22 protein-coding genes are annotated in these 18,092 nt (G+C 70.4%); 19 read left to right on the forward strand and 3 right to left on the reverse strand.

Annotated features, from left to right (window positions below; genetic code table 11):
• The first annotated feature begins 1 nt into the window (after position 1).
• The 16 genes from rpmD (at position 2) to truA (ending at position 10,654) form a co-directional block, all read left to right on the forward strand.
• Complete coding sequence (gene rpmD, locus AB0F52_RS18790) at positions 2–187, forward strand: 50S ribosomal protein L30 (protein WP_013222615.1); 186 nt, start codon at positions 2–4, stop codon at positions 185–187.
• Positions 184–630: a 50S ribosomal protein L15 gene (rplO, locus tag AB0F52_RS18795; RefSeq protein ID WP_360172105.1), complete on the forward strand. Its 447-nt coding sequence runs from the start codon at positions 184–186 to the stop codon at positions 628–630. Before rpmD ends, rplO begins: the two co-directional genes overlap by 4 nt.
• Before the next feature lie 459 nt (positions 631–1,089).
• Entirely contained in the window at positions 1,090–1,950 is an 861-nt protein-coding gene (locus AB0F52_RS18800; RefSeq protein ID WP_360172108.1) for a hypothetical protein, read from the forward strand.
• Between the two features lie 19 nt (positions 1,951–1,969).
• Complete coding sequence (locus AB0F52_RS18805; RefSeq protein ID WP_360172111.1) at positions 1,970–2,584, forward strand: LysE family translocator; 615 nt, start codon at positions 1,970–1,972, stop codon at positions 2,582–2,584.
• A gap of 254 nt (positions 2,585–2,838) precedes the next feature.
• Positions 2,839–4,146 carry a preprotein translocase subunit SecY gene (gene secY / locus AB0F52_RS18810; RefSeq protein ID WP_360172114.1) on the forward strand — a complete coding sequence of 436 codons (1,308 nt, stop codon included), beginning with the start codon at positions 2,839–2,841 and terminating at the stop codon, positions 4,144–4,146.
• On the forward strand, positions 4,143–4,697 hold the full coding sequence (locus AB0F52_RS18815) for an adenylate kinase (RefSeq protein ID WP_103342420.1): 555 nt from the start codon (positions 4,143–4,145) through the stop codon (positions 4,695–4,697). Before secY ends, AB0F52_RS18815 begins: the two co-directional genes overlap by 4 nt.
• A 44-nt stretch (positions 4,698–4,741) precedes the next feature.
• Complete coding sequence (gene map / locus AB0F52_RS18820; protein ID WP_360172117.1) at positions 4,742–5,518, forward strand: type I methionyl aminopeptidase; 777 nt, start codon at positions 4,742–4,744, stop codon at positions 5,516–5,518.
• A 269-nt stretch (positions 5,519–5,787) separates the two neighbouring features.
• Entirely contained in the window at positions 5,788–6,009 is a 222-nt protein-coding gene (gene infA / locus AB0F52_RS18825) for a translation initiation factor IF-1 (RefSeq protein WP_004558881.1), read from the forward strand.
• Positions 6,010–6,042: 33 nt separating this feature from the next.
• Positions 6,043–6,156, forward strand: coding sequence for a 50S ribosomal protein L36 (gene rpmJ, locus AB0F52_RS18830; protein WP_004558882.1), 114 nt, complete (start codon positions 6,043–6,045; stop codon positions 6,154–6,156).
• Positions 6,157–6,362: 206 nt separating this feature from the next.
• A complete protein-coding gene (rpsM, locus tag AB0F52_RS18835) occupies positions 6,363–6,743 on the forward strand; it encodes a 30S ribosomal protein S13 (RefSeq protein ID WP_034285908.1) in 381 nt (126 codons plus the stop codon).
• Complete coding sequence (locus tag AB0F52_RS18840) at positions 6,740–6,925, forward strand: hypothetical protein (RefSeq protein WP_004558884.1); 186 nt, start codon at positions 6,740–6,742, stop codon at positions 6,923–6,925. The genes rpsM and AB0F52_RS18840 overlap by 4 nt, the downstream gene beginning before the upstream one ends.
• A gap of 18 nt (positions 6,926–6,943) precedes the next feature.
• A complete protein-coding gene (gene rpsK, locus AB0F52_RS18845) occupies positions 6,944–7,351 on the forward strand; it encodes a 30S ribosomal protein S11 (RefSeq protein ID WP_004558885.1) in 408 nt (135 codons plus the stop codon).
• A 23-nt stretch (positions 7,352–7,374) separates the two neighbouring features.
• Entirely contained in the window at positions 7,375–7,980 is a 606-nt protein-coding gene (gene rpsD / locus AB0F52_RS18850; RefSeq protein WP_013222624.1) for a 30S ribosomal protein S4, read from the forward strand.
• 103 nt (positions 7,981–8,083) lie between these two features.
• On the forward strand, positions 8,084–9,154 hold the full coding sequence (locus AB0F52_RS18855) for a DNA-directed RNA polymerase subunit alpha (protein ID WP_004558887.1): 1,071 nt from the start codon (positions 8,084–8,086) through the stop codon (positions 9,152–9,154).
• A gap of 44 nt (positions 9,155–9,198) precedes the next feature.
• Positions 9,199–9,750, forward strand: coding sequence for a 50S ribosomal protein L17 (gene rplQ / locus AB0F52_RS18860; protein WP_360172124.1), 552 nt, complete (start codon positions 9,199–9,201; stop codon positions 9,748–9,750).
• 73 nt (positions 9,751–9,823) lie between these two features.
• Positions 9,824–10,654 (forward strand): tRNA pseudouridine(38-40) synthase TruA, encoded by an 831-nt coding sequence (gene truA, locus AB0F52_RS18865; protein ID WP_360173181.1) that lies wholly within the window; start codon positions 9,824–9,826, stop codon positions 10,652–10,654.
• A gap of 69 nt (positions 10,655–10,723) precedes the next feature.
• Here the strand turns inward: truA and AB0F52_RS18870 are convergent, their stop codons facing one another.
• Entirely contained in the window at positions 10,724–11,443 is a 720-nt protein-coding gene (locus tag AB0F52_RS18870) for a hypothetical protein (RefSeq protein ID WP_103342423.1), read from the reverse strand.
• A gap of 73 nt (positions 11,444–11,516) precedes the next feature.
• Positions 11,517–12,698, reverse strand: coding sequence for a type VII secretion protein EccE (gene eccE / locus AB0F52_RS18875; RefSeq protein WP_360173184.1), 1,182 nt, complete (start codon positions 12,696–12,698; stop codon positions 11,517–11,519).
• Positions 12,699–13,367: 669 nt separating this feature from the next.
• Here eccE and eccB point away from each other — a divergent pair.
• The 3 genes from eccB (at position 13,368) to AB0F52_RS18890 (ending at position 16,430) form a co-directional block, all read left to right on the forward strand.
• Complete coding sequence (gene eccB / locus AB0F52_RS18880) at positions 13,368–15,005, forward strand: type VII secretion protein EccB (protein ID WP_360172127.1); 1,638 nt, start codon at positions 13,368–13,370, stop codon at positions 15,003–15,005.
• A 64-nt stretch (positions 15,006–15,069) separates the two neighbouring features.
• Complete coding sequence (locus AB0F52_RS18885; protein WP_360172131.1) at positions 15,070–15,387, forward strand: hypothetical protein; 318 nt, start codon at positions 15,070–15,072, stop codon at positions 15,385–15,387.
• Complete coding sequence (locus tag AB0F52_RS18890) at positions 15,384–16,430, forward strand: endo-1,4-beta-glucanase (RefSeq protein ID WP_360172134.1); 1,047 nt, start codon at positions 15,384–15,386, stop codon at positions 16,428–16,430. Before AB0F52_RS18885 ends, AB0F52_RS18890 begins: the two co-directional genes overlap by 4 nt.
• Positions 16,431–16,467: 37 nt before the next feature.
• Here the strand turns inward: AB0F52_RS18890 and AB0F52_RS18895 are convergent, their stop codons facing one another.
• Positions 16,468–18,078 (reverse strand): S8 family serine peptidase, encoded by a 1,611-nt coding sequence (locus tag AB0F52_RS18895; RefSeq protein WP_360172137.1) that lies wholly within the window; start codon positions 18,076–18,078, stop codon positions 16,468–16,470.
• Between the last annotated feature and the right edge of the window lie 14 nt (positions 18,079–18,092).

The raw sequence follows: 18,092 nt of genomic DNA on the forward strand, positions 1-18,092 counted from the left end.
CATGGCTCAGCTCAAGGTCACCCAGGTCAAGAGCAAGATCGGCACGAAGCACGCTCACCGCGAGTCGCTGCGCACCCTCGGGCTGCGCAAGATCCGCCAGAGCGTCGTGCGTGATGACACCCCCCAGGTGCGCGGCCTGATCCACACCGTCCGCCACCTGGTGGAGGTCGAGGAGGTCCAGGCATGACGGCCATCAAGATCCACCACCTGCGTCCGGCTCCGGGCGCCAAGCGCGAGAAGATGCGCGTCGGTCGTGGTGAAGGTTCGAAGGGCAAGACGGCCGGTCGCGGTACGAAGGGCACCAAGGCCCGGAAGAACGTGCCGGCCCGGTTCGAGGGTGGGCAGATGCCCATCCAGATGCGGCTCCCGAAGCTTCGCGGCTTCAAGAACCGCTTCCGCACCGAGTACCAGCCGGTGAACGTGGGCGACATCGCCCGCGTCTTCCCGGACGGCGGCAAGATCAGCGCCGAGGAGCTCGCGCAGAGCGGTCTGGTCCGCAAGGGCAAGCTGGTGAAGGTGCTCGGCAACGGCGATCTGAACGGCGTCAAGCTGGACATCACCGCCGACGCGTTCTCCGGCTCGGCCAAGGAGAAGCTCGAAGCGGCCGGTGGCTCCGCCACCACCAACTGAGGTTGCTCGTTCGAAGGCCCGTCTGGCTCTGCCAGGCGGGCCTTCGCCGTCTGCTCCTGACGGCGGTTCCTTGCCGGGAAGGGAATCCGGACGGAGGATCAAGGGGTGGACAGACCGTCGCAGGAGCCCGCAGCACAGCCCGACGGCGCCGAGTCGCCGCTGAGCTTCCCGGTCGAAGCACCGCGGCCCGCCGGCCCTGAACCGGGAGCAGGCGCGCCGCAGGCCGAGCCGCTGCGTTTCCCGGCGGAGGCTTCGGGGCCCGATGCGCCCTCGCCTGGCGTTCCGCGGCCTGCCGATGTGCCGCCGCTGGGGGAGCCGCTGCGTTTCCCGGCGGAGGCTTCGGGGCCCGATGCGCCCTCGCCTGGCGTTCCGCGGCCTGCCGATGTGCCGCCGAAGGCGGAGCCGCTGCGATTCCCTGCCGAGGCGCCGCGGCTGGAGGCGGCTTTCCAGCCCGCTGATGTGCCGCCGCTGGCTGAGCCGCTGCGTTTCCCGGCGGAGGCCCCGCGGCCCGAAGTGCCCTCGCAGACCGCACTCCAGCCCGCCGACGTGTCGCCCCCATCCCAGCCCTCGCCGTTCCCGGGTGCCGCGTCTCCGCCGCCCGGACCGCCCTTCCACCCCGCCGAGCTGCCGTACCCCGTCGCTCAGCTCCCGGGAGCCGTGCCCGGCAGCACCCAGCCGCCACCGCCGCACGCCGACCAACCTGCCGCCGAACCGCCGGCTCCCGCCGCCGCTTCCCTCCTGCGGTTCGCTCCGCCCGTGCTCGCGGTCGTCGCGGCCGTCATGACCCTGCTCGGGGCCTTCCTCCCGCTCTTCCGGATCCGTGAACACTTCGGCGCCGGCCAGCAGTACCTGGACGCCCAGATGCTCATCACCGAGACCGCATGGGGCCACACCATCGAAGTCCCGGGCCAGGAGCTCACCGACCAGGCCGGTGCACCGGTCGGCGTCCCGCTCCTCTTCGCCGTCGTCGTCCTGGTCGCCGCCGCGCTCCTCACCTTCAGCCGCCCGGGCCACCGGCTCGGCCGGTGGCTGATCGCCGCGGGGGCTGTCTTCGCCGCCGGTGTGGTCAGCACCGCCGGCACGAGCGGGATCGGGTGGTCCGCCAGGTCCAGCGAGGTCGAGGTCACGGTCGCCACCGGGCCGGGCCTGTGGCTGCTGATCGGCGGCACCGTCGTGGCCGCGGCCGCCGCTGTCGTCGCGTACCTGCCCTGGCGGCAGCCGCCCGGCTGGGCCGATCCGGCGCTCGCCTACGCCGACACCCCGACGCCGCCGTCCGGGGTCGCCATCACCGTCCTGCCGCCGGACGACGAACAGCCCTGACCGCCGCTACCGTGGAGGTGTGTGGGTCTTCTTCGGGGCGTCCGTGCTCGTCGCCCTTACGCCCGGGGCGAACAACCTGCTCGGTCTCCACCACGGCATGACGCACGGTGTTCGCCACGGACTCGCCGGGCTCGGCGGCCGGCTGGCCGCTTTCACCCTGTTGATCGCCGCTGTCGCGGCCGGGCTGGGGCAGCTGCTGGCCGCGTCCGAGACCGCGTTGACGATCATCAAATGGGCCGGCGCCGCCTACCTGCTCTACCTCGGCCTCCGCCTGCTCTGGTCCACCTTCCGCGGCGAAAACACCCCGAAAGAGCTGCCGAAAACCCCCACGACGGCGTGGCGCGTGACCCGCAAAGAGTTCGGTGTCGCCCTCACCAACCCGAAGGCGATCCTGATCTTCACCGCCTTCGTCCCGCAGTTCATCGACGCAGGTCACGGGCCATATCCGGGACAGCTCGCGCTGCTGGGCGCGGGCTACCTGCTGGCCGAGTTCCTGGCCGGCTCGGTTTACGTCGGCGTCGGCGCCGCGGTGAAGACGATCAGGCTCTCCCGGCGGGCCCGGCGCAACGTCGATCGGGGCACCGGTGCGGTCCTCGTCGGCCTGGCCGGAGCGCTCGCGATGTCGAACGCCTGAGCCGCATTCTGTCAAGGAATCCGGCCAAGACGGCGATGTGGATCAACCCGCCGGAGCAACCTTGGTACGGAAAACGCACACGGACTGCGGACACGCCCTGTGAAGCTGTTAGAGTCGGCGACACGCTTCGGGACGAGTGTGCCCCGAAGCGTTCCTGGCTTGCGTGCCAGTAGTGCTGTGTGTTCCTGCCGGCCCCGTGCCGGCCAAGCCGATCGTCGGTTAGGACAGCCGACGACGCCGAGGAGGTCCCCCGCGTGCTCAGCGCCTTCCGCTCGGCTCTCGCGACGCCGGATCTACGCAAGAAGATCCTGTTCACGCTAGCCATCGTCGCGGTTTACCGAATCGGTGCGACTATTCCGGCGCCCGGCATCTCGTACGGTGCCGTACAGGCCTGTAGCTCCCAGGCGCAGCAGGAGGGCGTCTACCAGCTGCTGAACCTGTTCAGCGGTGGTGCGCTGCTGCAGCTGTCGCTCTTCTCGACCGGCATCATGCCGTACATCACGGCGAGCATCATCATCCAGCTGCTCACCGTGGTCATCCCGCGGTTCGAGGAGCTGAAGAAGGAAGGGCAGTCCGGCCAGGGCAAGCTGACCCAGTACACCCGGTACCTGACGATCGCCCTGGCGATCCTGCAGGCCACCGGCGTGGTCGCGCTCGCGGACCGCAAGCAGCTCTTCCCCGACTGCCAGTCGCCGATCATCCCGGACAACAGCGTCTACTCGCTGGCCATCATCGTCATCACGATGACCGCGGGCACCGCCGTCATGATGTGGCTGGGCGAGCTGATCACCGAGCGCGGTGTCGGCAACGGCATGTCCGTCCTGATCTTCCTGAACATCGCGGCGCGCATCCCGGTCGAGGGCGGCAACATCCTCAGCAACGCCGGTGGCGTGGGGCTGGCGATCGTCTGCGTCTTCGGCCTGGTGATCATCGCCAGCGTCATCTTCGTCGAGCAGGGGCAGCGCCGGATCCCGGTGCAGTACGCCAAGCGCATGGTCGGTCGCCGGATGTACGGCGGCACGTCGACCTACCTGCCGATCAAGGTCAACCAGGCCGGCGTCATCCCGGTCATCTTCGCGTCGTCCCTGCTGTACCTGCCGGACCTGATCAGCCGCCTCGTCGGCGACCAGAACGCCAACTCCGGCTGGCAGGTCTTCATCAAGAACTACATCGTGAACCAGTCCAGCTGGGCGCACATCGCGCTGTACTTCGCCCTGATCATCTTCTTCACGTACTTCTACATCACGATCACGTTCAACGTGGACGAGCGTGCGGAAGAGATGAAGAAGTTCGGCGGCTTCATCCCGGGCATCCGCCCGGGCCGCCCGACGGCGGAGTACCTGAGCTTCGTGCTCGGCCGGATCACCCTGCCGGGTTCGCTGTACCTGGGCATCATCGCGATCCTTCCGAACTTCTTCCTGTCGTTGACCGGTAGCGGGAACAACCAGAACTTCCCGTTCGGTGGCACCGCTGTGCTGATCATGGTCGGTGTCGGTCTCGACACCGTGAAGCAGATCGAGAGCCAGCTGATGCAGCGCAACTACGAAGGGTTCTTGAAGTGACGCGCCTGGTTCTCGTGGGCCCGCCCGGCGCGGGCAAGGGCACGCAGGCGGTGGCCCTGTCCGAGCAGCTGCGTGTCCCGCACATCTCCACCGGTGACCTGTTCCGCGCGCACGTCGGCCAGGAGACCCCGCTCGGCCAGGAGGCGAAGCGCTACCTGGACTCGGGTGAGCTCGTGCCCGACTCGGTGACCAACGAAATGGTCCGCGAGCGGCTCGCCGAGCCGGACGCCAAGGCCGGCTTCCTGCTCGACGGCTTCCCCCGCAACACCAAGCAGGCCGAGGTCCTCGGCGAGATCCTGGGCGACGCGGATGTTTCGCTCGACGCGGTGATCCAGCTGCAGGTCCCGGAGGACGTCGTCGTCGGGCGGCTCATGTCACGCGGCCGAGCGGACGACACCGAAGAGGTCATCCGCCGCCGTCAGCAGATCTACGTGTCGGACACCGCGCCGCTGCTGGAGTACTACGCCGACATCCTGGTGACCGTCGACGGTGTCGGCAGTGTCGAGGAGATCTCCGGCCGGGTGCTGAAAGCGCTGCGCGACCGCACGTGAACCTCGGAGGATTGCGTGTTCTGCAAGTGCTCCGCCGTGGGCGCATGATCGAAGTCAAGACGCCGGACGAGCTGCAGGCGATGCGGGCCGCGGGCCTCGTCGTCGCCCGCACGCTCGCGGCGGTCCGCGCCGCGGCGAAGCCGGGCGTCAGCACCGCCGAGCTCGACGAGCTGGCCGAGCAGACGATCCGGGACGCCGGGGCGGTGCCGTCGTTCAAGGGCTACCACGGTTTCCCGGCGTCGATCTGCGCGTCGGTGAACGAGCAGATCGTCCACGGCATCCCGGCGAAGACCCAGGTGCTGGCCGACGGCGACATCATCTCCGTCGACTGCGGTGCCATCCTCGACGGCTGGCACGGCGACTCCGCCGTGACGCTGGCCATCGGCCAGGTCTCCGACGCCGACCTCGCGCTGTCCGCGGCGACCGAGGCGGCGATGTGGGCCGGGATCGAGGCGGTCCGCGCCGGCGGCCGGCTCACCGACATCTCCTACGCCGTCCAGTCCGCCGCCGAGCGCGCGGCCCGCGACGACGGCATCGAGTACGGGATGATCGTCGAGTACGGCGGCCACGGCATCGGCCGCGAGATGCACATGGACCCGTTCCTGCCCAACGTCGGCAAACCCGGCAAGGGCCCGCGGCTGAAGCCCGGCATGGCGCTCGCGATCGAGCCGATGCTGACCGGTGGTGGTGGCGAGACCCGCGAGCTGGACGACGGCTGGACGGTCGTCACGGCCGACGGCTCCCGCGCGGCCCACTGGGAGCACACCGTCGCGATCACCGAAGACGGCCCCTGGGTGCTCACCGCCCCGGAAGACGCCTGACCTGCACGTTCACCCACAAGCGGTGATCGCGATCACGTCCACCTGCACGTTCCTTTAGCATGGTCACCCCCGGTTTGGGGGTCGCGACACGGGTTGCGTACACTGTCAAGTCGGCGCACTTATCGCGCCCGGATCCTGCGCGCTCGTGAATTCACGGTCTACTGGGACTCGGGCACCGGTGTGCCGACGCACCGCCCAACCAGCACTCGTGCTCCGGTTGGTCACAGACTGTAGCGACAGACAGTGTCGACAAAGGAAATGCGGAGGACATGGCGAAGAAAGACGGGGCCATCGAGGTCGAAGGCCGCGTAGTCGAGCCGCTCCCCAACGCGATGTTCCGCGTCGAGTTGGAGAACGGTCACAAGGTCCTGGCACACATCAGCGGCAAGATGCGGCAGCACTACATCCGCATCCTGCCCGAGGACAGGGTTGTCGTGGAGCTCTCGCCCTACGACCTCTCTCGTGGTCGCATCGTCTACCGCTACAAGTGATCACGAAGAGCAGCTAACAGGAGAGCAGAAGACGTGAAGGTCCAGCCGAGCGTCAAGAAGATCTGCGACAAGTGCAAGGTGATCCGCCGTCACGGCCGGATCATGGTGATCTGCGAGAACCTGCGGCACAAGCAGCGGCAGGGCTGATTACCAAGCACTCGACCAGAGTGGATTGACGGCTACACAACCTCCCCGCACCTGCCGGTTCACGCGAGTGAACCGGTTCACCCCCGGGCTTCAGGCCGGGGCCGGGACACCCGAAGCGCAAGCCGAGGGCACGACAGGCGAGTCGGTCCCGGAACCGGACGGGGAGCAGACCTGAAGATGAAACCGAAGAAGGAGCATCAACGCCAATGGCACGACTCGCTGGCGTAGACCTCCCCCGCGAAAAGCGGTTGGAGATCGCGCTTACCTACATCTACGGCATCGGCCGTACCCGCTCGAAGCAGCTCATCAAGGCTGCCGAGCTCAACGCGGACACCCGCGTCAAAGACCTCAGCGATGACGACCTCGCGAAGCTGCGTGTGTACATCGAAGAGAACTTCAAGGTCGAGGGTGACCTTCGCCGCGAGGTGAACGCCGACATCCGTCGGAAGATCGAGATCGGGTGCTACGAGGGCCTTCGCTGGCGCCGCGGACTTCCCGTCCGTGGTCAGCGCACGAAGACCAACGCCCGTACCCGCAAGGGTCCGAAGAAGACGGTCGCCGGCAAGAAGAAGGCTGGCAAGAAGTGAGCGTCCAGGGCAAGAAGGTCGTGCAGATGGGTGGCGTTCACCGCCGCGGCTCGGCTTGTGTCTCGCCCAAGGCGCTCTACGCCCGCCCGATGGCGCTCCGCAACCTGTACACCGACGCCGGTTCGATCATCCGGCGCGGACAGGCCGAAGCGGTCGCCGCTCACCAAGAGAACGCGCGCTAACAGGAGATCCCTCACAACATGCCACCGAAGTCTCGTACTGCGGCCGGGGCCAAGAAGGTCCGCCGCAAGGAAAAGAAGAATGTCGCGCACGGTCACGCGCACATCAAGAGCACCTTCAACAACACCATCGTCTCGATCACGGACCCGACCGGTGCCGTGATCGCGTGGGCGTCGAGTGGGCACGTGGGCTTCAAGGGCTCCCGCAAGTCCACCCCGTTCGCCGCGCAGATGGCCGCCGAGAACGCTGCCCGCAAGGCCGCCGAGCACGGCATGAAGAAGGTCGACGTCTTCGTGAAGGGCCCGGGTTCGGGCCGCGAGACGGCGATCCGCTCGCTGCAGGCGGCCGGCCTCGAGGTCGGCACCATCCAGGACGTGACCCCGCAGCCTCACAACGGCTGCCGCCCGCCCAAGCGGCGCCGGGTCTGAGGAACGGGGAGGAGTAAGAAGAAATGGCTCGTTACACCGGCCCCGCGACGCGTATTTCGCGTCGCCTCAAGGTTGACCTCATCGGCGGCGACCAGGCTTTCGAGCGTCGCCCCTACCCGCCGGGCCAGCACGGCCGCGGGCGCATCAAGGAGTCCGAGTACCTCCTGCAGTCGCAGGAGAAGCAGAAGGCTCGCTACACCTACGGCGTTCTCGAGCGTCAGTTCGTCCGGTACTACAAGGAAGCCGTCCGGCGTCCGGGCAAGACCGGTGAGAACCTGCTCCAGATCCTCGAGTCCCGCCTGGACAACGTGATCTACCGCGCCGGCATCGCCCGCACCCGCCGTCAGGCGCGTCAGCTGGTGAGCCACGGCCACTTCCTGGTCAACGGCGTCAAGGTCAACGTCCCGTCGTACCAGGTCACCAAGTGGGACATCATCGACGTGCGGCCGAAGTCGTTCTCGATGCTGCCCTTCGTCGTGGCCAAGGAGTCCTTCGGCGACCGCCCGATCCCGGCGTGGCTGCAGGTCGTCCAGTCCAACCTCCGCGTGCTGGTCCACCAGCTCCCGGAGCGTGCGCAGATCGACGTTCCGGTTCAGGAACAGCTGATCGTCGAGCTCTACTCGAAGTAGTCCGGCCTCGTCGGACAAGGCGGCGGCGCGACAGGTGCGCCGCCGCCGCGCCATCCCTTCGACGTCATATGGCGGGCGTCGTCTGGAAAGGAATTAGGAAGAAATGCTGATTTCCCAGCGGCCGGCTCTCGGCGAAGAGACGGTCAACGAGACCCGCTCCCGGTTCACCATCGAACCGCTGGAGCCCGGCTTCGGCTACACGCTCGGCAACTCGCTGCGTCGTACGCTGCTGTCGTCCATCCCGGGCGCGGCCGTGACGAGCATCCGCATCGACGGCGTGCTGCACGAGTTCACCACCGTTCCCGGGGTGAAGGAAGACGTCACCGACATCATCCTGAACCTCAAGGAGCTCGTGGTGTCCTCGGAAGAGGACGAGCCGGTCACCATGTACCTGCGCAAGCAGGGCCCCGGTGAGGTCACGGCGGCCGACATCGTGCCGCCGGCGGGTGTCACCGTGCACAACCCGGATCTGCACATCGCGTCGCTGAACGGCAAGGGCAAGCTCGAGATCGAGCTCGTCGTCGAGCGCGGCCGCGGTTACGTTCCGGCCCTGCAGAACAAGCAGGCGGGCGCGGAGATCGGCCGGATCCCGGTCGACTCGATCTACTCGCCGGTCCTCAAGGTGACCTACAAGGTCGAGGCCACCCGTGTCGAGCAGCGCACCGACTTCGACAAGCTGATCCTGGACGTCGAGACCAAGCCGTCGATCACGCCGCGCGACGCGGTCGCGTCGGCCGGCAAGACGCTGGTGGAGCTGTTCGGTCTCGCTCGCGAGCTGAACGTCGACGCCGAGGGCATCGAGATCGGCCCGTCGCCGCAGGAGGCGGACACCATCGCCGCCTACGCGATGCCGATCGAGGACCTGGACCTCACCGTCCGGTCGTACAACTGCCTCAAGCGCGAAGGCATCCACACGGTGGGCGAGCTCGTCTCGCGCAGCGAGGCGGACCTGCTCGACATCCGCAACTTCGGCGCCAAGTCGATCGACGAGGTCAAGCTCAAGCTCGTCGGCCTCGGCCTCGCGCTGAAGGACAGCCCGCCCGGGTTCGACCCGACCGCGGCTGCGGCCAGCTACGACGGTGAAGGCTGGTCGGAGGGTGTCGGTGGCATCGCCGACGGGATTTCGGACGGCCACGACGATGGCCAGGACTACGCAGAGACCGAGCAGCTCTAGGGCTCTGTGCCTGGACGCTGCGAGCTGAACTAGTAGGAGAACCAATGCCCACCCCTACCAAGGGAGCCCGGCTCGGCGGGTCGTCCGCGCACGAGCGGCTGATCCTGGCCAACTTGGCCACGCAGCTGTTCGAGCACGGCAAGATCACGACCACCGAGGCGAAGGCCCGCCGGGTCCGCCCGCTGGCCGAGAAGCTGATCACGAAGGCGAAGCGGGGCGACCTGCACAACCGCCGTCAGGTGCAGAAGGTCGTCCGTGACAAGGACGTCGTGCACAAGCTGTTCGCCGAGATCGGTCCGCACTTCGCGGAGCGGGCGGGCGGCTACACCCGGATCACCAAGACGATGGCGCGCAAGGGCGACAACGCCGCCATGGCCGTCATCGAACTGGTGGCCGAGAAGACCGTGACGTCCGAGGCCGAGCGCGCTCGCAAGACGAAGTTCGCCAAGGACGAGAAGGCCGCCGCCCCGGTTGCCGAGGAGACCACCACCGAGGCTCCGGCCGAGGAGGCTCCCGCTGCCGAGGAGGCCAAGGCCGAGGACACCACCGAGGCTCCCGCCTCGGAGGAGACCGACGCCGACGCCAAGAAGGACTGACGTCCTGACGGCCGCTTCGACACCGGACGAGCCCGCCACTCCCTTCGGGGAGGGCGGGCTCGTTCGTCTGCGCCTGGACGTCTCTTACGACGGCACGGACTTCTCGGGCTGGGCCCGGCAGCCGGGCCGCCGGACGGTCCAGGGCGTCCTGGAGGAGGCCCTGCAGCGGCAGCCACCGGGAGCCGCGGTGCCGAAGTCCGTCGTCGTGGCGGGCCGTACGGACGCCGGGGTGCACGCGACCGGCCAGGTGGTGCACGTCGACGTCGTGCCGCTCGCTCCGGGCGCCTCCGGCCGTGTCCCGGTCTCCGCCGAGGGCATCCCGGACCTGACGCGCATGGCGGGCCGCTGGAACCGCCTGCTGCCGGGTGACGTCCGGGTGCTGGGTGCCCGGGTCGCTCCCGAGGGCTTCGACGCGCGGTTCTCGGCGATCCGCCGTCACTACCGCTACCGCGTCTCGGACGCGCCGTGGGGCGTGGACCCGTTGCGCCGCCACGACACCCTGGCGTGGAACCGTCCACTGTCGACGGACGCGATGAACGCCGCCGCCGCGGAGCTGCTGGGCCTGCACGACTTCGCGGCCTACTGCAAGCAGCGCGAGACGGGCACGACGATCCGTGAGCTGCAGCGCCTGGAATGGGCGCGGGTGGACGAGCACCTGCTGGAGGTCCGGGTCTCGGCGGACGCGTTCTGCCACTCGATGGTCCGCAGCCTGGTGGGCGTGCTCCTCCTGGTCGGCGACGGCCGCCGCACGGACGCGTGGCCGTCGAAGGTGCTGGAGAGCGGCATCCGGGACAGCGCGGTGGCCCCGGCCCACGGCCTCACGCTGCTGCGCGTGGACTACCCCCCGGACACCGAGCTGGCCGCGCGCGCGGAGCAAACCCGCAACGTCCGCACCTCGCTCTAGCCCGTTCCGATGCAGTGAATGACTCATTCCTGACGTCAGACGCCAGGAATGAGTCATTCACTGCGTGGGTCAGTCGCCGCGGCGGACCGGGCCGAGGAGCTGCTGCTCCTTGCCCGTGGTGACCAGGCGAAGCGGTCGCCAGAGGTTGCGGCCCAGGGCCACCGCCTGGTCGTCCTTCAACGTCGTCAGCTGGCGCATCATCTGGGGCGGCAGGCGCCAGATGCGGGCCGCCAGCTCGGCCTGGCCGGCCGGGAGGCGCTGCATCAGGACCAGGTCCGCCGCGTTGGCCGTCGCGCCCGCCTGCGGGTGCAGGTAGGGGAGCACGTAGACCGTCGTCTGCCAGGGCGAGCGGGGCGGGAACAGGTCCTGGGGCGTCGGGCCGCCGTCGGTCACCACCAGCAGCGGCGCGTCCTCCGACGGCCGCGGCAGCTCGACCGGTGACAGCCGCCGGATCTGCACCAGCGGCGACGGTCGCCCGTCGCGGCTGCCGGCCGCCCGGGAGAGCACCTGCCACTCGGTCGGGCGCCCGGTGGCGACGACGACCCAGGCGCCGACCGCCATCGCGCGCATGGCCACCTGGCGGGCCAGGTAGAGCCCGCCCACCAGCACGATCCGGGTGGGGGTCGAGCGCAGCGCCGAGATCGTCAGCGGCTCGCCCTTGAGGCCCGAGCCGAGCACGATGCCGCCGCGGTCACCCGAGGGGCTGATCGCGTCGAGCATCGCGGGGTCCACGGTGAACTCCGGCGCGACACCGCTGTTCTGCCCGGCGTCACGGACGCGGGAACTCATGCGCACACCTCGCTCACGCTCGGCGCGGCATTCGCCGAAGACGCAGTGTTGAATGATTCGGTCGCAAGCTCCCTCATGCTGTTCCTCCGATCGGCAGCGTCGCGGCGAAGGCGGAAACCTGCAGGCCGCGCAGCGGCGTCAGGTCCACTCCGAGCCGCTCGGACAGCCCCTGCAGCCGCTGGTCGGCGGCGTCGAGCTCACGCGGGTTCCGCGCGCTCAGCCGGACCACGCCGCGCAGCCCGATCTTGCCCTCGTCGGACGCCGGGGAAATCGACATCGCGAGCGTCGCCGACAGCGCTCGGACGCTCGTCAGCGCGTTCAGGCTGTTGGCGACCTTGCCCTTCGGCCAGCCGGTGATGGCGTAGCTCGCGTGGCCGATCCCGGCCGCGGTCACGCCGGACCAGCGTTCCTGCAACGTCACCTTGGTGGGCGACCCGGCCACCGACGTCAGCTCCGCGGCGGAAATGCTCGCCCGCAGCAGCTCGTCCGGGTCCAGGGGCCGCGTCGGCACGCCCTGGGACTCCAGTGCGTTGCGCACCCGCGACAGCGCCCCGATCAGCGCGCGGTGGGCGCCGACGACGCCGCCGCCGCGCTCCCGGATCGCCGCCGGGCACCGCCTCGGGTCGAGCCGGATCGCCACCCACGTCGTCCGCCGGGCCGCCGCGGGCAGCGGCCCCAGCACCTCCATGTAGGAGCTCAGCGCCGGCGAGTCCGACGGCAGCGCCGCGCTGCCCGGGTAGCAGTGCCAGATCATCTGGATCGAGTCGAGGACCACGCCGCGGTCTTCGAGGCAGGGCGCCAGCGCCGACAGCGGCAGGCTCGGCGCGCCGTCGGCCTGGGTGATCAACGCGGGCGCCGGCTCGACGAGCAGCACCGCCGTCCACGTGCCGTCGTTCCAGGCGAGCCCCACCTGCTGGCGCTCGTGGTCGACGCCGTGGGCGACGACGAGGTCCGGCACGGCGATGCGGAGCAGGTTCACGCGGGCGTCGTCGGGGCCGGTGACCGTGGTCTCTTCGGCGGTCATGGCTTCGACGGTGCTCGGCGGCAGCGGGTCCGCGACCCGGTCGTGCGAGCGGAAGGTGTAGCGCAGCGTCAGGCCGACCCACTGGGTGAACCAGCGGCCGCGCCAGCGCAGCAGCGCGACGATGAGGGCGAAGCCGACGATGCCGATGCCGACGTACTTGAGCGACATGTCGATCGCGAGCAGGACCAGGCCGATCGCCAGGCCGACTTCGAGCACGACGAGGTTGGCCACGGGCAGCGGGCCGAGGGTGACGCCGGCCGACCGCCGCCGCGCCGGCGGGGCCACCCGGGCCGGGCCGGGCGGGGGAGTGGCGGGACCGCTGTCGTCGGGCCCTTGCGGGCCGCCGGGGCCGCCACCGGGACCACCCGGGCCACCGCCGCCGGGACCACCGGGGCCACCGGGACCGCCGCCGCCAGGACCGCCGGGGCCGCCGGGGCCACCCGGGCCGCCAGGGCCTCCGGGACCACCCGGTCCGCCGGGACGTCCGCCAGGGCCACCGGGAACCGGGCCGCCGGGACCGCGCGGGGGCATGCCAGGGACGCCACCGGGTCCGCCGGGGCCGCCACCGGGTCCGCCGGGGCCGCCACCGGGTCCGCCGGGTACGCCGGGAACGCCTCCGGGACCACCGGGAACGCCTCCGGGACCACCGGGTCTGCCCGGCCGGGGCGGCGGGCCCGGCGGACGGCCACCGGGCGGCGGGGGCCCGGGCGGGCCAGGCGGACGTGGAGGAGTGGTGACGGACATCCGCGCTTTCTCTTCCCCTCGTGCTTGCTGCGTACCCGGAAGCCGGGTCCCGGGGAGCCCGACCCTAGCTGGAGTTGGTAGAAACCCCACACCAGACGGTCCCCGTACGGCTATCCTGCGGAACCGTACCGCGACGGGGAGAGCTGTAGGTCGAGAATGCCATCAACACCGACGACTAAGTCTCAGGTCCAGGCGTATCAGTTCGTCCTACGGCGGATGCAGTCGGCGCTGGTCCGGCGGGACGCCGTGATGCTGCACGACCCGATGCGCACCCACACGCGGGCCACGATCGTGGGGGTGGTGCTGGGCGCGCTCGGCATGATCGTGTTCGTCGTCTGGGGCCTGCTCAGCCCGGCGCCTTCGGTGCCCGAGGCCGGGAACATCGTGATCGGCGAACAGTCCGGCACGGTGTACGTGGTGACGGGCAACCCGAAGAAGCTGATTCCGACGTTCAACCTCGCGTCGGCGCGGCTGTTGCTGCTGGCCCAGCAGAAGTCGACCAGTGCGGGCGCGGGCGCCGGCGGCGCGGCTGCCACCCCGGCCCCCGCCGCGGCGAGCCCGGCGAGTGTGAAGAATCCCACGGTCGTTTCCGACGAGCAGCTGAAGGACATTCCGCGCGAGAAACTGACCGGAATTCCGGACGGTCCGCAGCTGATCCCGACGGATTCCCAGCGAATTTCCCCGAATTGGGCCGTCTGCGACCAGGTTCAGCTGGACCCGTCGCTGCCGAACCCCGACACCGGCCGGACCAACACCTACGTTTTCGGCGGCATCGCGCCGAGCGGGCTGGGCACCGAGCTGCGCGAAAACGAGGCGCTGCTGGCGAAGGCCGACAACGGGAAGACCTACCTCGTGTACCGGCTGCCGAGCTCCCGGAACCGGCCGAACGCGAACACCGTGCGCGCCGAGATCGACGTCGACAACCCGAATGACGCGGTGCGGACGGCGCTGCAGCTGCCGCCGTCGCCGCGGAAGATCACGCAGGGGCTGCTCAACGCGATCCCCGAGGTCGCGAAGCTGACGCCGCCGAAGATCGCCGGCGGCCAGGTCCCGGCGGACTTCGACGGCCTGACCGTCGGCGACGTCTTCGCCACGCAGCAGGCCGGCGAGACGACGCTCAACTACTGGGCGATCACCCGCGGCGGCATCCAGCGGGTGTCCAACGCCGTCGCCGACATCATCCGCGTCGCGAAGAACGGCAGCTCCGGCCGGATCCAGACGCTGGGCCTCGACAAGCTCGCCGGGGTGCACACCATGCAGCCGGCCGACCCCGACTACATCGCGGTCGACGACTTCCCGCGCTCGGTGCCGACGGTCCTCGACGCGACGAAGAACTCGTCGGTCGCGTGCCTGGGCTGGTCGCTGGCGGGGTCCGGTCCCGACCAGGACGCGCACACCTCGGTGTACGTCGACACGCAGCTGCCCGGTCAGAAGAGCGGCGGCGAAAAGTTCGTCCCGATGACGGTGACCACGCCGGGCCCGAACCGGGTGCCGCTCAACGGCTTCTACCTCAAGCCCGGGTTCGCCGCGGTCGTCCAGTCCGCCACCGGCAAGGCCAGCTTCGGCAAGGGCCAGATCCAGCTGATCTCCGACCGGGGCGTCCGCTACAGCGTCCCGGACGCCCAGACCGCGGACGCGATCGGCATGAACAACCGGCAGCCGGCGCCGGAGTCGATCATCGGGCTGCTGCCGACCGGGGCGTCGCTGAACACCCAGGACGTGCTGCGGCAGTTCGACGCGGTGCCGATCGACCCGAACGCCGGCGCGTACCCGACCCCGCAGCCGGGGAACTGAGCGGAACCGCCGGACCGCGCCGGGCGTCCCACGCTCGAGGGTCTTTCTCGTGAGTGGAGGTGCCGTGGCCGGCTTGAGGATGGACGGCGTCGTCGTCGCCCGGTACGCCGAGACGGCCGACGCCGCCGCGGCCGACCTGGACGTGGCGGCGGCCGAGGTCGGCGGGGACGTCACCGCGGAGTCCTACGGGACGCTGGGCGCGCAGATCGGCCTCGGCGAGTCCTACGGCCGCGCGTCCGGGGCGTTGCGGCGGCAGCTGGCCGACGGCGCCGAGGCGCTGCGTTCGGCGGCGGAGGCGTTGCGGCAGGTGGCGATCCGCCACGGCGGGCAGGACGCGGAAGCCGCGGAGCTGATCAAGCGGGCCGGGAGGCTCGACGGATGAAGACCGAGACCGGCTCCCCGGCGGCTTCGGTGCCGGTGCCCGCGGGCGAGGACATCACGGCGGCGGCCGAGCCGTACCTGGCGTACCTCACGGATCTGGCGCGGCAGCTGGGCGTCATCGACCCCGTCGAGACGTACTTCCGCCCGCTGCTCGGCCGCTGGGCCGACCTCGGTGCGGAAGCGGATCGCCTGCGGCAGGCGGCCTCGGTCGCGGCCGAGGTCTCGGCCCGCTTGGACGACGAGCTCGGCCGGCTCGACGCGGGCTGGGAGGGCCGGGACGCGGACTCGTTCGTCACGTACATCCGCGCGGTCGGCGCGGCGGGCGGCGACCTCCACGAGGCGCTCGACACCCTGGCCGGCGCGCTGGACGAGCTGGTGACGACCGTGCGGCACGTGGTCGTCGACCTCGTCGAGGTGCTGGTGGACGCGGCGGAGCTGACGTCGGAGACGATGCTGCTCCCGGCCGGCGGCCCCAAGCGGGCGCGGGCCCAGCTGGAGGAGACCCAGGAGTCGGCGAAGGCGCTGCACGAGACCGCGCGCGACGTCATGGAGGCGTTCGACCGGCTGTGCGACGGCGTCGACGACCCGGACGCGGCGTCCCGCACCATCGAGATCCGGCACCGGTACCCGCCGGAGCGCTTCAAGCTGCACGACGACGCCCTGAACGAAGCGGGCGAGCAGGCCACCACGGACGCCACGGCCGCGGCTCCGGCCGACGAGGTGATGACCCCGTCTTCGGCCGACGGCCAGGCGGAGGGCCGTCACACGGGCGCGGGAACCCCCGAAACGGCGCAACCCGCCGACCCGCAGCCGGCCCCTCCCGCGCAGCAGGACCACAGCTCATCGGGCGGAGTCCCGATGATGCCGATGATGGGTTTCGGGGCGTTCGGCTCGGGCGGCGGGCAGGCTCGCCGCCCGTCGAAGACCCGCCCGGTCACGAAGTCGTCCGACCTGCTGGGCGAGCCCGGCCTGGTCGCACCCCCGGTGATCGGCGAGGACGAAACCCCGCAGCAGAAGAAACCGCCGGCCCCGCCCGCGACGTGATCCCCAGGCCGGAACGGATCCCGTTCCGGTCCGAGGGTCAGCGGCGGGTGCCGGTTTCGGCCGGGCGGTTGCGGCGGATCGTGTGCATCACGAACAACGTGATCAGCAGCGCGAGCACGCCGCCCGCCGTGCCGGCCAGCGCCACGATCATCGGGGTCGAGCTGTGGTCGTTCGCCGGGGGGAGCTGGGCCATCTGCGGGGCGGGGATCGGCGCCTGGTTCCCGACCTCCGACGGCAGGACCTGCGTCAGCGCCGCCACCGGGTCGATCACGCCGTAGCCGACGAAGTTGTCGCGGCCGCCCGGGGCCGCCGGGTGCTGGGCCGTCTCCTTGATCCGGTTGACGATGCCCTTGGCGGTGAGCTTCGGGTACATCGCCTTGACCAGCGCCGCCAGGCCCGCCACGTACGGAGACGCGAAGCTGGTGCCCTGGATTTCGCTGGCCTTGTCGCCGTTTTCGAAGGTCAGGTTCGCCAGGCTGCCGGACCCCTCGGCGGGGTCGAGCGAGACGATCTTCGTGCCGGGCGCCGCGACTCCGACCCACGGGCCGTGCACGCTGAACGGCGCCACGCTGCCGAACTCGTCGATCGCCCCGACCGACAGCACGTCGTCGGCGAACCACGGCGGCGTCACGATCGTCTTCGGCTTCCGCGCGTCCGGCTGGTCGTTCTGCGGGCACGTGTCCGTCGCGTTGCCGGCGGCGGCGACGATCACGATGCCGGCGTCCGCCGCGAAGCGCACGGCTGCCTGGACCTGCTGCTCGCCTTCGGTGATCGACCCGCTGGCCGTGCGGCAGTTGTCGACCGACATGTTGATGACGTCGGCCTCGTGCCGCTCGGCGATGCCGTGGATGATCTCGGCCAGCGTCCTCAGCGTGCCCGCGGTGCCGGCCTTTTCCAGCTGCCGCCCGCCGTTGGACTGCCCGGGCGACGTCCCGTCGCCTTCGGCGCTGCCGCCGCCACCCCCCGGGGGCAGTTCCGTGCTCGACCCGGACGGCGGGTTGGTGCTCGACGAGGACGGCGGAGTGCTCGAGCCGGGGGTCGCGGTCTGCTTGGCGGGCTCGTAGTTTTCGCTGAGCTGGCGGTAGGACACGATCGTCGCGTCCGGCGCGACGCCGACGAACCCGACCTCGGGGTTGTCCGGCTTGGCCCCGATGATCCCGGCGACCTCGGTGCCGTGGCCGTCGCAGTCCTCGAGTCCCGGTGGCTGGCCCTTCGTCGGCGTGGCCACGTAGTCGCCGCCGGACTTGAGCCGGTCCTGGAACCACGGGTGCTTCGTCACGCCGGTGTCGATCACCGCGACGCGGACGCCGCCGCCGGCGCTGCCCTTGGCCGCCTTGACGATCTCCTGCGCCTTGGAGATCTGCAGGTACTCCTGGCCCCACGGCCGGTTCTTGATCTGGATGTCCTGGCCGAGGGTGCTGCGCTGCACGCAGCCCTTCGTTTGCGTGTACGTCTTGTCGGGCTGGCGCGTGTCGGGGATCAGCTTGTCCATGTCGACCGGCGGCGGCGTCCCGAAGTAGCCGTCGGCCGGTGCGGCCTGCGCCCCCGCGGGCACCGCGAGCGTCAGCGGCGACAGGAGGCCGATCGTGCCGGCCAGCAGGGCCGTCGTGGTCCTTCGGGGGGCGCCGTGACGCCGTGCTGCTGCCATCGGAGAGTCACCCG

The organism is Amycolatopsis sp. NPDC024027 (genome assembly GCF_040638975.1).
In the GTDB taxonomy this organism is placed as follows: Bacteria; Actinomycetota; Actinomycetes; order Mycobacteriales; family Pseudonocardiaceae; genus Amycolatopsis.

Excerpts from the sequence above, each read along its gene's own strand:
- infA (WP_004558881.1), top strand. The coding sequence starts at position 5,788 with ATGGCGAAGAAAGACGGGGCCATCGAGGTCGAAGGCCGCGTAGTCGAG.
- rplO (WP_360172105.1), top strand. The coding sequence starts at position 184 with ATGACGGCCATCAAGATCCACCACCTGCGTCCGGCTCCGGGCGCCAAG.
- AB0F52_RS18895 (WP_360172137.1), bottom strand. The coding sequence starts at position 18,078 with ATGGCAGCAGCACGGCGTCACGGCGCCCCCCGAAGGACCACGACGGCC.
- rpsD (WP_013222624.1), top strand. The coding sequence starts at position 7,375 with ATGGCTCGTTACACCGGCCCCGCGACGCGTATTTCGCGTCGCCTCAAG.
- rpmD (WP_013222615.1), top strand. The coding sequence starts at position 2 with ATGGCTCAGCTCAAGGTCACCCAGGTCAAGAGCAAGATCGGCACGAAG.
- map (WP_360172117.1), top strand. The coding sequence starts at position 4,742 with ATGATCGAAGTCAAGACGCCGGACGAGCTGCAGGCGATGCGGGCCGCG.
- AB0F52_RS18890 (WP_360172134.1), top strand. The coding sequence starts at position 15,384 with ATGAAGACCGAGACCGGCTCCCCGGCGGCTTCGGTGCCGGTGCCCGCG.
- AB0F52_RS18870 (WP_103342423.1), bottom strand. The coding sequence starts at position 11,443 with ATGAGTTCCCGCGTCCGTGACGCCGGGCAGAACAGCGGTGTCGCGCCG.
- eccB (WP_360172127.1), top strand. The coding sequence starts at position 13,368 with ATGCCATCAACACCGACGACTAAGTCTCAGGTCCAGGCGTATCAGTTC.
- rpsK (WP_004558885.1), top strand. The coding sequence starts at position 6,944 with ATGCCACCGAAGTCTCGTACTGCGGCCGGGGCCAAGAAGGTCCGCCGC.
- rpsM (WP_034285908.1), top strand. The coding sequence starts at position 6,363 with ATGGCACGACTCGCTGGCGTAGACCTCCCCCGCGAAAAGCGGTTGGAG.
- rplQ (WP_360172124.1), top strand. The coding sequence starts at position 9,199 with ATGCCCACCCCTACCAAGGGAGCCCGGCTCGGCGGGTCGTCCGCGCAC.
- AB0F52_RS18855 (WP_004558887.1), top strand. The coding sequence starts at position 8,084 with ATGCTGATTTCCCAGCGGCCGGCTCTCGGCGAAGAGACGGTCAACGAG.